The following is a 13,219-nucleotide window of genomic DNA, read 5'->3' on the forward strand; positions in this document are numbered from 1 at the left end:
GCTCCTTCCGGAGCCGCCCCTGCGGTGTGCCGTGCGGGCGGTCAGCGCCTGTCGGCCAGTACGTCCTCGACCTGGGCCCGGATCCCGTCCGTCGCCAGACCCCGGATCGTGAGCGTCGTCCGGCGGCGCAGCACATCGTCCGCCGTCTCGGCCCACTCGCGGTCACGTGCGTACACGACCTGCGCCCAGATCTCCGGCGCGTCCGGGTGGATACGGGCCGCCAGCGCCGGGTTCTCGTTCGCCAGCCGCGCGATGTCGAAGGCGAGCGATCCGTAGTGGGTGGCCAGGTGCCGGGCCGTGTCGGCGGGCATCCGCGGACCGGGCGTGCCGCCGTCGACCATCAGCCGGTGCGCGACCGCGTCGGGATTCGCGATGCCGGGGAGCGGCAGCTTCCGCGGCAGCCGTGACATCGGCTCCATGTCCTCGGTGAGGGGGTGCCCGGGCAGAGCGGCCAGCTTGTTCATCACCGTACGGCCGATGTGGCGGAACGTCGTCCATTTGCCGCCCGCGACCGACAGCATGCCGCCGCGGCCCTCCGTCACGACGGTCTCCCGCTTCGCCTTCGACGTGCCCCCGGGACCGCCCGGCAGCACGCGCAGGCCCGCGAACGAGTACGTGATCAGGTCGCGCGACAGCTGCTGGTCGCGGACGGAGAACGCCGCCTCGTCCAGGATCTGCGCGGTGTCCTTCTCGGTGACCGCGACATCGGCCGGGTCACCCTCGTACTCCTCGTCGGTCGTGCCGAGCAGCAGCATGTCCTCCCACGGCAGCGCGAACGTGATCCTGTACTTGTCGATCGGGGTGGCCAGCGCGGCCTTCCAGGGGCGGGTGCGCTTGAGGACCAGGTGCGCACCCTTGGACAGGCGTATGGAAGGAGCCGCGTCCGGGTTCTCCATCTTCCGGAGGTGGTCGACCCACGGGCCGGTGGCGTTCAGGACGAGACGGGCGTCCACACCGAACTCCGTGCCGTCCTGGCGGTCCTCCAGCTCCGCCCCGGTGACCCGGCCCCGGGTGAAGCGCAGCCCGGTCACCGCGGCGTGGTTGAGGACGACGGCGCCGGCGTCGACGGCCGCGCGGACCGTCATCAGCGCCATCCTGGCGTCGTTCATCTGGTCGTCGCCGTAGACCGCGACGGCCTTCAGATTGTCCGTGCGCAGCTCGGGCACATCGCGCTGTGCCCTCGCCGGGCTGATCACATGGCCGACGCCGTCACCGAACCCGGACAGCGCCGAGTAGGCGAAGACGCCCGCCCCGAGCTTGGCCGCGCCGTGCGGCCCGCCCTTGTAGACGGGGAGGTAGAAGGTGAGCGGGTTGGCCAGGTGCGGTGCGACCTGACGGGACACCGCTCGCCGCTCGAAGTGGTTCTCCGCGACCAGCTTCACCGCGCCGGTCTGCAGGTAGCGCAGACCGCCGTGGAGGAGCTTGGAGGAGGCGGAGGAGGTGGCGCCGGCGAAGTCGCCGGCGTCCACCAGGGCCACCCGCAGCCCGGACTGCGCGGCGTGCCAGGCGGTGGAGATGCCCAGGATGCCGCCGCCGATCACCAGGAGGTCGTACGTCGCCTTGGAAAGCTGCTCCCGGGTCTCGGCGCGGCTCGGAAGGGAGCCGGAGGCCGGATGCGTCCCGAGGGCGGGGACGCTCTGCAGGGTGGTCATGGTTGGTTACTCCTCGCCAGTGTTCTCGTCGAGCCAGCCCATGGAACGTTCCACGGCCTTGAGCCAGCTCTTGTACTCACGGTCGCGGGTGGCCGCGTCCATACGGGGTGTCCACTCGGCGGCCCGGCGCCAGTTGGCGCGCAGTGCGTCGGTGTCCGGCCAGAAGCCGACGGCCAGACCGGCGGCGTAGGCAGCGCCGAGGCAGGTGGTCTCGGCGACCATGGGGCGCACCACGGGCGCGTCCAGGAAGTCGGAGAGCGTCTGCATCAGCAGGTTGTTGGAGGTCATTCCGCCGTCGACCTTGAGAGCGGTCAGCTCGACGCCGGAGTCCTTGGTCATGGCGTCGCTGATCTCACGGGTCTGCCAGGCGGTGGCCTCGAGCACGGCACGGGCGATGTGCGCCTTGGTCACGTACCGGGTGAGGCCGGCGATGACACCGCGGGCGTCGGGACGCCAGTACGGGGCGAACAGACCGGAGAACGCCGGGACGAAGTACGCGCCGCCGTTGTCCTCGACCGAGGACGCGAGCGTCTCGATCTCGGCCGCGGACTTGATCAGGCCCATCTGGTCGCGCATCCACTGCACCAGCGAACCGGTGACGGCGATGGAGCCCTCCAGGGCGTATACCGCCTTCTGGTCGCCGATCCGGTACCCGACGGTCGTCAGCAGCCCGTTGTACGAGTTCACGGGCGTCTCGCCGGTGTTCAGCAGCATGAAGGTGCCGGTGCCGTACGTGGACTTGGCCTCGCCCTCGGCGAAACACGTCTGACCGAACAGCGCGGCCTGCTGGTCGCCGAGCGCGGAGGCCACCGGGATGCCGTCGAGGACGCCGCCCTTGGCATGGCCGTAGACCTCGGCGGAGGAGCGGATCTCCGGCAGCACGGCCGGGGGGATGTCCATCGACCGGACGATCTCGTTGTCCCACTGCATCGTGTGCAGGTTCATCAGGAGGGTGCGGGAGGCATTGGTGACGTCGGTGACGTGGACGCCGCCGTCCGTGCCGCCGGTCAGGTTCCAGATGACCCAGGAGTCCATGGTGCCGAACAGGATGTCGCCCCGCTCGGCGCGCTCGCGCAGTCCCTCGACGTTGTCGAGCAGCCAGCGGACCTTGGGGCCCGCGAAGTACGAGGCGAGCGGCAGTCCGGTCTGACGGCGGAAGCGGTCCTGGCCGACGTTGCGGCCGAGTTCCTTGCAGAGCACGTCGGTGCGGGTGTCCTGCCAGACGAGGGCGTTGTGGACGGGCTCACCGGTGTTCTTGTCCCAGAGCAGGGTGGTCTCGCGCTGGTTGGTGATGCCGATCGCCTTGACGTCGGCGGAGGTGATGCCGGCCTTGACGATGGCGCCGGCGACGACCTCCTGGACGTTCTCCCAGATCTCGGTCGCGTTGTGCTCGACCCAGCCCGGCTTGGGGAGGATCTGCTCGTGCTCCTTCTGGTCGACGGAGACGATCCGGCCGTCCTTGTCGAAGACGATGCAGCGACTGGACGTGGTGCCCTGGTCGATGGCCGCGATGAACGGACCAGTGGTGTGTGCGTCGGTCACGGTGTGCTCCCGGAGGTCTGTGGTGTCGAGGGTTACGGCTCAGGCGAAGGCGAGGTTGTAGAGCCCGCCCGCGAGGGCGGCGCCTACGAGGGGTCCTACTACCGGTACCCAGGCGTAGCCCCAGTCGGAACCGCCCTTGTTCGGCAGTGGCAGCAGCGCGTGCACGATACGCGGACCGAGGTCGCGAACCGGGTTGATCGCGTAGCCGGTCGGGCCACCGAGCGAGAGACCGATTCCGACGACCACCAGAGCGGTGATCAGGACGCCGAGCGTCCCGAGGCCCTTGCCCTCGTTGTTGAGGCCCTGGGTGAGGATCGCCAGGATCAGTACGGCGGTGGCGATGATCTCCGTGACCAGGTTCTGTACGGCGTTGCGGATCTCCGGACCCGTGGAGAAGATCCCGAGCACGGGCCCTGCCTTCGGGGCGGCCGACTGGTCGACCATGCCCTCCTCGGCGGGCCCGCCCTTCACGATCTCCGGGTCGTTGAGGTGCGCGTGGAACTGTCCGTAGTAGACGGCCCAGACCAGCACCGCGCCGATCATCGCGCCGAGCAGCTGCGAAGCGAGGTACAGGGGTACCTCGCTCCACGGGGTGCCGCCCTGAATCGCGAGGCCGATGGTGACCGCCGGATTGAGGTGGGCGCCGGACACGCCGGCGGAGAGATAGGCGCCGGTCAGTACGGCGAAGCCCCACCCGAAGGTGATGGCCAGCCAGCCGGCGTTCTGCGCCTTCGAGCGCTTGAGCGTGACGGCGGCACAGACACCGCCGCCGAGCAGGATGAGTATGGCGGTACCGATGGTCTCGCCGATGAAGATGTCGGAGCTGGACACCCGCGACTCCTTTGTCCTTCGTCCAGGGGAAGGCGAAACACCGGTTCTCCCCGGTGGATCGCGCCCCAGGTGGGTACCCATCAGTAAGGGCACGTCACCTGTAAGGGCTTGACCGGCCCTCGGCACTGTCACACCCTAACGCGTATTGCCGTTAGGTGTTCGGCAATGCCGACCGGTGAACGGCAATGTTTCTCCCCAATGAACGACGCGTCAAGAGTTCTGTGGCTCGGGAGCGGGTGCGGGACTCGATCGTTACCGACGGCGCGGCGCGGGCTCAGAAGCGCCCGGCACCCAGATCCCGGGAGACGGCGCGGGCGCAGTCCCGTACCGCGGCGACGAGCTCGGGACGCAGGTCACCGCCGGGGCTGACCCGTTCCACGGCGCCCGTCACGGCCACGGCGCCCACGGGCATGCGCCTCCGGTCGTGAATGGGGGCGGCCACCGCGGCCACCCCTTCCCAGGTCTCCTCCACGTCGGAGGCCCACCCCTGCGCCCGGATCAGGTCGAGCAGCGACTCGAACTCCTCCTCGCCGGTGACCGTGCGCGGCGTGAAGGGCCGGCGCTCCACCTCGACGACCTCGCTGTGCGCCACGGGGTCGTAGGCGGAGAGCACCTTGCCGAGGGCGGTGGAGTGCAGCGGCTGCATGGCCCCGACCTCCAGGACCTGGCGGCTGTCGTCGGGCCGGAAGACGTGGTGGACGATCAGGACGCCGTGCTGGTGCAGCACGCCCAGGTGGACGCTCTCGCCGCTGGAACGGGCCAGGTCATCGGTCCAGACGAGGGCGCGGGCCCGCAGCTCGTGCACGTCGAGGTAGCTGTTGCCCAGGCGCAGCAGTTCGGCGCCGAGCTGATAGCGCCCGGAGGCGGCGTCCTGCTCGACGAAGCCCTCGTGCTGCAGGGTGCGCAGGATGCCGTGCGCGGTGCCCTTGGCCAGCCCCAGCGAGGAGGAGATGTCGGACAGCCCGAGCCGACGCTCGCCGCCCGCCAGCAGACGCAACATGGCTGCTGCCCGCTCGAGCGACTGGATGTTCTTGGCCATCGCGCCGTACTCCTCCACCTCGGTTCGACAATGCTGAACACTATCGGTCGATGTCGACCTCTGTCCGGTCGGTCGAAGATTCCGCGTCACCGCGCGACCGGGCCCGTTCCTCGCACAGCATGCAGTCCGCCCCGTGGGACGCGATGACCGGGCCGGGCCCCGCCCGGCTACGCTGGCGACGTGCCCTCCTCCGCAGAAGGGTGCAAAGCCGACAGCCGTCGCATCCCAGGGAGAACATCCATGGCCTCGTTGCCGACCCCCGCCGCTGACAGCCGCACCCGAGCCGCAGCCCTCCGCGAGGCGCTCGCCACCCGTGTGGTGGTGGCCGACGGCGCCATGGGCACGATGCTGCAGGCCCAGGACCCCACCCTCGAGGACTTCGAGGACCTGGAGGGCTGTAACGAGATCCTCAACGTCACCCGGCCCGACATCGTCCGTTCGGTCCACGAGGAGTACTTCGCCGTCGGCGTGGACTGCGTCGAGACGAACACGTTCGGAGCCAACCTCGCGGCCCTGGGCGAGTACGACATTCCCGAGCGGGTCTTCGAGCTCTCCGAATCCGGGGCCCGTATCGCCCGTGAGGTCGCCGACGAGTTCACCGCCTCCACCGGGCAGCAGCGCTGGGTGCTCGGCTCGATGGGGCCGGGTACCAAACTGCCGACCCTCGGCCACGCCCCGTACGGCAAGCTCCGCGACGCCTACCAGCAGAACGCCGAAGGCATGATCGCCGGCGGCGCCGACGCGCTCCTGATCGAGACCACCCAGGACCTGCTGCAGACCAAGGCATCCGTCATCGGCGCCCGGCGCGCCCTCGAAGCCACCGGCGCCGACCTGCCGGTCATCTGCTCCGTCACCGTCGAGACGACCGGCACGATGCTGCTCGGATCCGAGATCGGCGCCGCACTGACCGCGCTCGAGCCGCTCGGCATCGACATGATCGGCCTGAACTGCGCCACCGGCCCGGCCGAGATGAGCGAGCACCTGCGCTACCTCGCCCGGCACTCCCGCATCCCGCTCTCCTGCATGCCGAACGCGGGCCTGCCGGTGCTCGGCAAGAACGGCGCGCACTACCCGCTGTCCCCGTCCGAGCTCGCCGACGCCCAGGAGACCTTCGTACGCGAGTACGGCCTCTCCCTGGTCGGCGGCTGCTGCGGGACGACGCCCGAGCACCTGCGCCAGGTCGTGGAGCGCGTGCGGGGCGTGGCACCCACCGCCCGCGAGCCGCGCCCCGAGCCGGGCGCCGCCTCCCTCTACCAGACCGTCCCGTTCCGCCAGGACACCTCGTACCTGGCGATCGGCGAGCGTACGAACGCCAACGGGTCGAAGAAGTTCCGCGAGGCCATGCTCGAGGCGCGCTGGGACGACTGCGTGGAGATGGCCCGCGACCAGATCCGGGAGGGCGCGCACATGCTCGACCTCTGCGTCGACTACGTCGGCCGCGACGGCGTGGCCGACATGGCGGAGCTGGCGGGACGCTTCGCCACGGCCTCCACGCTGCCCATCGTCCTGGACTCCACCGAGCTGCCCGTCCTGCGGGCCGGCCTGGAGAAGCTCGGCGGACGAGCGGTGCTCAACTCCGTCAACTACGAGGACGGCGACGGGCCCGAGTCCCGCTTCGCCCAGGTCAGCGCGCTGGCCTCCGAGCACGGCGCCGCACTGATCGCGCTGACCATCGACGAGGAGGGCCAGGCCCGCACCGTCGAGCACAAGGTCGCCATCGCCGAGCGCCTGATCGAGGACCTGACCGGGAACTGGGGCATCCACGAGTCCGACATCCTCATCGACACCCTGACCTTCACCATCTGTACCGGTCAGGAGGAGTCCCGCAAGGACGGCGTCGCCACGATCGGAGCAATCCGGGAGCTGAAGAAGCGCCACCCCGACGTCCAGACCACGCTCGGCCTCTCCAACATCTCCTTCGGACTCAACCCGGCCGCCCGCGTCGTCCTGAACTCCGTGTTCCTCGACGAGTGCGTCAAGGCCGGCCTGGACTCCGCGATCGTGCACGCCTCCAAGATCCTGCCCATCGCGCGGCTGGAGGAGGAACAGGTCAAGGTCGCACTCGACCTCGTCTACGACCGGCGCGCCGAGGGGTACGACCCCCTCCAGCGGCTCATGGAGCTGTTCGAGGGCGTCAACATGAAGTCGATGAAGGAGGGCAAGGCCGAGGAGCTCCTGGCCCTGCCGCTGGACGAGCGACTGCAGCGCCGCATCATCGACGGTGAGAAGAACGGTCTGGAGACGGACCTCGACGAAGCCCTGCAGACCCGCCCCGCGCTCGACATCGTCAACGACACCCTGCTCGCGGGCATGAAGGTCGTCGGCGAACTCTTCGGCTCCGGGCAGATGCAGCTGCCGTTCGTGCTGCAGTCCGCCGAGGTCATGAAGACGGCGGTCGCCCACCTCGAACCGCACATGGAGAAGTCGGACGCCGAGGGCAAGGGCACCATCGTGCTGGCCACCGTCCGCGGCGACGTCCACGACATCGGCAAGAACCTCGTCGACATCATCCTGTCGAACAACGGCTACAACGTCGTCAACCTGGGCATCAAGCAGCCCGTCGCCGCGATCCTGGACGCCGCCGAGGAGCACCGGGCCGATGTCATCGGCATGTCCGGTCTCCTGGTGAAGTCGACGGTGATCATGAAGGAGAACCTGGAGGAGCTGAACCAGCGCAGGATGGCGGCCGACTACCCGGTCATCCTGGGCGGTGCCGCCCTCACCCGGGCCTACGTCGAGCAGGACCTGCACGAGATCTACGAGGGCGAGGTCCGCTACGCCCGCGACGCGTTCGAGGGGCTGCGGCTCATGGACGCCCTCATCGCGGTCAAGCGAGGCGTCCCGGGTGCCACGCTTCCCGAGCTGAAGCAGCGCAGGGTGCCCAAGCGGGACACCGCCGTACTGGAGGTCGAGGAGCCGGAGGAGGGCGTGCGCTCCGACGTCTCCGTCACCAACCCGGTCCCCGAGCCGCCGTTCTGGGGCACCCGCGTGGTCAAGGGCATCCAGCTCAAGGAGTACGCCTCCTGGCTGGACGAGGGAGCCCTCTTCAAGGGCCAGTGGGGCCTCAAGCAGGCCCGTGCGGGCGACGGGCCGACGTACGAGGAGCTCGTGGAGACCGAGGGCCGCCCGCACCTGCGCGGCTGGCTCGACAAGCTCCACACCGAGAACCTGCTGGAGGCAGCCGTCGTCTACGGCTACTTCCCGTGCGTGTCCAAGGGCGACGACCTGATCCTGCTGCACGAGGACGGCTCGGAGCGCACCCGCTTCACCTTCCCGCGCCAGCGCCGCGGCCGCCGCCTGTGCCTCGCGGACTTCTTCCGCCCCGAGGAGTCGGGCGAGACGGACGTCATCGGCCTCCAGGTCGTCACGGTCGGCTCGAAGATCGGCGGAGCCACCGCCGAGCTCTTCGAGGCGAACTCCTACCGCGACTACCTGGAGCTGCACGGGCTGTCCGTCCAGCTGGCCGAGGCGCTCGCCGAGTACTGGCACGCGCGGGTCCGCAGCGAGCTGGGCTTCGCCGGGGAGGACCCGTCGGACGTCGAGGACATGTTCGCCCTGAAGTACCGCGGAGCGCGCTTCTCCCTCGGCTACGGGGCCTGCCCGGACCTGGAGGACCGCGCGAAGATCGCGGCGCTCCTGGAGCCCGAGCGCATCGGGGTGAAGCTCTCAGAGGAGTTCCAGCTGCACCCCGAGCAGTCCACCGACGCGATCGTCATCCACCACCCCGAGGCCAAGTACTTCAACGCACGGTAGTCAGCTGTTCAACGCGCGGCAGGGCGCCGCTCCATGCGTCGTCCCCGCACGAGTCGTAGACTGGTCGGTCCAGTGCAGGCCGGTCGCCGTTCCCACCGGGAAGGCGGCCGGCCTTCTCGTCCCTCATGGAGGTGTACCGGATGACCAGTACGGTCCCCGCGTCCTTGACCCGTACGGCCGAAGGTTCCGCCCTGCAGGCCGTCCTTCTCGACATGGACGGCACCCTGGTCGATACCGAGGGATTCTGGTGGGACGTGGAGGCGGAGGTCTTCGCCGACCTCGGGCACCGCCTGGACGAATCCTGGCGCGACATCGTCGTCGGAGGTCCCATGAGCCGCAGCGCCGGGTACCTGATCGAGGTCACCGGTGCCGACATCTCCATCGAAGAGCTCACGGTGCTCCTCAACGACCGCTTCGAGAAGCGCATCGCCCGTGGCGTGCCGCTCATGCCGGGCGCCGCACGGCTCCTCGCCGAGCTCGCCGCGCACAGGGTGCCCACCGCCCTCGTGTCCGCCTCGCACCGGCGCATCATCGACCGGGTGCTGGACTCGGTGGGACACCACCACTTCGCCCTCACGGTCGCGGGTGACGAGGTCACCCGCACGAAGCCCCACCCGGAGCCGTACCTTGCGGCGGCCGCCGGGTTCGCGGCCGAACCCCGGCGCTGCGCGGTCATCGAGGACACCGCGACGGGCGTCGCCGCGGCGGAAGCAGCGGGCTGCCGTGTGGTCGCCGTGCCGTCCGTGGCTCCGATCGCCTCCGCGCCCGGACGCGTGGTGGTGCCCTCCCTCGAACACGTGGATCTCGCGTTCCTGCGCCGACTGATCACGGACCAGCACGGGTAATGCAGGTTCATGTCAAGACTTCGTCAACAGTGCGAGCGTGAGCTTCGTCACGCGTCGTGACGGTCGGGTCCTTTCGGGATCGCCCCGACTGTCCGTTTCGGTAGCCCATGTGTCCCGGTTCATGAAGCGGTGTACGAATCATTCCCGAGCGTGATGTGAACGCGCGGTCATCTGTCATCACCGAGTGCGTACGTGGCGGGATCGCCCCGGTCAAGCCCCTCCGCGGCTCCCACTAACCTCGGTCATCTCACATGTCGGAATGAGGGAGTACGTCCAGATGAACCGCAAGACGCTGGTGCTGCCGGCCGTGATCGGCCTGCTCGCGCCCGTTCTCGCCGCCTGTGGCGGGTCGGACGACGGGGGCGATGCCATCGTTGTCGGGACAACCGACCAGTTCGTCGCCTCCAAGGACAACACCGCGCCGCTCGACCCGGCGATCGGCTACGAAGCGGGTGTCTGGAACGTCCTGCGCCAGACGGTGCAGACCCTGACCCACATCCCGCGCGGCGGCGGTGAGCCCGTTCCCGAGGCGGCCCGGAGCTGCGAGTTCACCGACACGGCGAGCCAGAGCTACCGCTGCACCCTGCGCGACGGCCTCACCTTCTCCGACGGCACGCCCGTCACGCCGGAGGACGTGAAGTACTCGATCCAGCGCGTCCTGGACATCAAGGACGAAAGCGGCCCGGTGGGCCTGCTCGCGAACATCGACACGATGGAGACCAAGGGGACGAAGCAGATCGTCTTCCACCTGAAGACCTCTGACGCGACCTTCCCCTACAAGCTCGCCACGCCGCCCGCGGGGATCGTCCAGAAGGACAAGTACCCCGCCAAGGCCGCCCGCGACGGCTTCCAGGTCGACGGCTCGGGTCCGTACACCATGAAGCCCGAGGTCCAGGACGACCAGGTCGTCAAGGTCGTCTTCACCCGGAACCCCGAGTACAAGGGCGACCTGAAGGTCGTCAACGACAAGGTCGAGCTGGACCTCTTCCCCGACGCTGCGGCGATGGGCAAGGCCCTCGAGGACGACGAGATCGACATGATGACGCGCACCATGTCGCCCGAGCAGGCCCAGCAGATGCTCGAGCAGCCGAAGGAAGGCATCGAGCTCACCGAGATGCCCGGCCTCGCCATCAGCTACCTCGCCTTCAACACCGAGGACCCGGCGGTGAAGGACAAGGCCGTGCGCCAGGCGATGGCCCAGGTCATCGACCGGGGGTCCATCGCGACCGGGGTGTACGGCAGCACCGCCGAGCCGCTCTACTCGCTCATCCCGTCCGGAGTGACCGGACACACCAACTCGTTCTTCAACAAGTACGGGGACCCGAGCGTCGCCGGGGCCGCGAAAACCCTGGAGAAGGCCGGAATCGACACCCCGGTGAAGTTCACGCTGAACTACACGACCGACCACTACGGCCCCGCCACCGCCTCCGAGTTCAAGCTGCTGGCGAAGCAGCTCAACGGCTCGGAGCTCTTCGACGTCGACGTCGTGGGCACTCCGTGGTCCAAGTACCGCCCGGCCCAGAAGAACGGTGACTACGCGGTCTACGGCATGGGCTGGTTCCCGGACTTCCCGGACCCGGACAACTACACGGCGCCGTTCCTCGACAAGAACAACTTCCTCAACTCGCCCTACGAGTCGGCGCTCGCCCAGGACACGCTCATTCCCCAGTCCCGCCGCGTGGCCGACCGCAGCGCAGCGTCCGGGACCTTCACGAAGATCCAGGACCTCGTGGCCGACGACGTCCCGGTCCTCCCGGTCTGGCAGGGCAAGCAGTACGTCGCCTCGCGTGTCGGCCTGAACGGTGTGGAGTGGGCGGTCAACGCCTCGGCCGACCTGCAGCTCTGGGAGCTGTCCCGCAGCTGACGGGCACCGTCCGGAACAGCGATGCGGTCCGGGGCCACCGCCCCGGACCGCATCGCCGTACGTACCGTCTGTGCCACCCCGGCTCACTGGGCGCCGGGACGCACCAGACCGCTCTCGTAGGCGTAGACGGCCGCCTGCACCCGGTCGCGCAGGCCCAGCTTCGTCAGCACGTGGCCCACATGGGTCTTGACCGTCGTCTCGCTCACGAACAGGTCGGCGGCGATCTCCGCGTTCGACAGGCCCCGCGCCACGAGCTTCAGCACTTCCACCTCGCGCTCGGTGAGCGTGTGGAGCGCGTCCGGGACGGACTCCTCTCCCGACGGCAGATGGTCCGCGTACTTGTCGAGCAGCCGGCGCGTGATGCTCGGCGCCAGCATCGCCTCGCCCGCCGCCACCACACGGATGGCCTGCACCAGCTCATTGGCCGGGGCGTCCTTCAGCAGGAAGCCGCTGGCTCCGGCGCGCAGCGCCTCCACCACGTACTCGTCGAGATCGAACGTCGTCAGCACGAGGACCTTCGCCGGACCGTCGCGGCCGGGGCCGGTGATCTGACGGGTCGCCTCGACACCGTCCATCCGCGGCATCCGGATGTCCATGAGCACGACATCGGGCTGAAGCGCCCGCACCTGGTCGATGGCCTGCAGACCGTCACCGGCCTCACCCACCACCGCCAGATCGCCCTCGGCCTCCAGGATCATCCGGAAACCGGTGCGCAGCAGTGGTTGGTCATCGACCAGCAGGACGCGGATAGCCACGGAATCTCCTTAAGGGCCTTCGAGGGCCGCCGGTTGGCCGGCCTCTGCCCGGACCGGCTCCATTCTGCCCTGGACACCTTCCTCCGACTCCGCTGGGCGGACCGACAGCGGATAGACCGGGGGAGTCCCACCGAACTCGGGACAGACCGCACGGTGATCGCACCAGCCGCAGAGCTTCGTCGGCCGCGGCCGCCACTCACCCGTCTCCGTGGCCAGCCGGATCGCGTCCCACAGGGCCAGCAGTTTGCGCTCCACCCGCTCCAGGTCGGCCGGAACGGGGTCGTACGTCAGGACGTCGCCGCTGCCCAGATAGACGAGCTGGAGCCGCCTGGGCACCACGTTCTTCAGACGCCAGATCACCAGGGCGTAGAACTTCATCTGGAACAGCGCGCCCTCCGCGTACTCCGCCCGCGGGGCCTTGCCCGTCTTGTAGTCGACGATCCGGACGTCGCCCGTGGGGGTCACATCGATCCGGTCGATCACACCGCGCAGCCGCAGCCCCGAATCCAGCTCCGTCTCGACGAACAGCTCACGCTCGGCCGGCTCGAGCCGGGTCGGGTCCTCCAACGAGAACCACCGCTCCACCAGCTGCTCCGCCTCGCTCAGCCACCCCGCGAGGCGCTCACCCCCGGCGTCCCCGTCGAACAGCTCGGTCAGCTCGGGCTTCGACTCGAGCAGCCGGTCCCACTGGCCGGGGATCAGCGCCTTGGCCTTCGGCGCCGTACGGTCCCCCGCCGGGGAGTCGAACAGGCGCTCAAGCACCGCATGCACCAGCGTGCCCCGGGTAGCTGCCTCACTGGGCTTCTCGGGCAGCTTGTCGATGACCCGGAAGCGGTACAGCAGAGGGCACTGCATGAAATCGCTCGCGCGCGACGGCGACAGGGACGAGGGTGGCCGAGGCGGGCGCGGTACGGACGTCATGTCGAAGACCCTACGAC

General features: G+C 69.3%; 9 protein-coding genes. 3 read left to right on the forward strand and 6 right to left on the reverse strand.

Annotation, left to right across the window (positions count from 1 at the left end; genetic code table 11):
• Positions 1-41: 41 nt before the first annotated feature.
• The 4 genes from ACFW9O_RS00895 to ACFW9O_RS00910 form a co-directional block, all read right to left on the reverse strand.
• Entirely contained in the window at positions 42-1,652 is a 1,611-nt protein-coding gene (locus ACFW9O_RS00895) for an FAD-dependent oxidoreductase (protein WP_384603604.1), read from the reverse strand.
• Positions 1,653-1,658: 6 nt separating this feature from the next.
• Entirely contained in the window at positions 1,659-3,194 is a 1,536-nt protein-coding gene (gene glpK, locus ACFW9O_RS00900) for a glycerol kinase GlpK (RefSeq protein WP_384603607.1), read from the reverse strand.
• 39 nt (positions 3,195-3,233) lie between these two features.
• On the reverse strand, positions 3,234-4,025 hold the full coding sequence (locus tag ACFW9O_RS00905) for an MIP/aquaporin family protein (RefSeq protein WP_384603610.1): 792 nt from the start codon (positions 4,023-4,025) through the stop codon (positions 3,234-3,236).
• 274 nt (positions 4,026-4,299) lie between these two features.
• The gene (locus ACFW9O_RS00910; protein ID WP_351175706.1) at positions 4,300-5,064 is read right to left on the reverse strand and encodes an IclR family transcriptional regulator; all 765 of its coding nucleotides are present in this window, start codon (positions 5,062-5,064) and stop codon (positions 4,300-4,302) included.
• Between the two features lie 240 nt (positions 5,065-5,304).
• On the opposite strand from ACFW9O_RS00910, the gene metH reads away from it, so the two are divergent.
• The 3 genes from metH to ACFW9O_RS00925 all read left to right on the forward strand — a co-directional run bounded on the left by metH (position 5,305) and on the right by ACFW9O_RS00925 (position 11,526).
• Complete coding sequence (gene metH / locus ACFW9O_RS00915; protein WP_384603614.1) at positions 5,305-8,817, forward strand: methionine synthase; 3,513 nt, start codon at positions 5,305-5,307, stop codon at positions 8,815-8,817.
• A gap of 140 nt (positions 8,818-8,957) precedes the next feature.
• The gene (locus ACFW9O_RS00920) at positions 8,958-9,662 is read left to right on the forward strand and encodes an HAD family phosphatase (RefSeq protein ID WP_351175710.1); all 705 of its coding nucleotides are present in this window, start codon (positions 8,958-8,960) and stop codon (positions 9,660-9,662) included.
• A gap of 277 nt (positions 9,663-9,939) precedes the next feature.
• The gene (locus ACFW9O_RS00925) at positions 9,940-11,526 is read left to right on the forward strand and encodes an ABC transporter substrate-binding protein (RefSeq protein WP_384603617.1); all 1,587 of its coding nucleotides are present in this window, start codon (positions 9,940-9,942) and stop codon (positions 11,524-11,526) included.
• A gap of 83 nt (positions 11,527-11,609) precedes the next feature.
• On the opposite strand, the gene ACFW9O_RS00930 is transcribed toward ACFW9O_RS00925, so the two are convergent.
• On the reverse strand, positions 11,610-12,281 hold the full coding sequence (locus ACFW9O_RS00930; RefSeq protein WP_307127887.1) for a response regulator transcription factor: 672 nt from the start codon (positions 12,279-12,281) through the stop codon (positions 11,610-11,612).
• A 9-nt stretch (positions 12,282-12,290) separates the two neighbouring features.
• On the reverse strand, positions 12,291-13,136 hold the full coding sequence (locus tag ACFW9O_RS00935) for a RecB family exonuclease (protein WP_384605199.1): 846 nt from the start codon (positions 13,134-13,136) through the stop codon (positions 12,291-12,293).
• Positions 13,137-13,219 lie beyond the last annotated feature (83 nt).

The sequence above is a fragment of the Streptomyces sp. NPDC059499 genome (assembly GCF_042749285.1).
Taxonomy (GTDB): domain Bacteria; phylum Actinomycetota; class Actinomycetes; order Streptomycetales; family Streptomycetaceae; genus Streptomyces.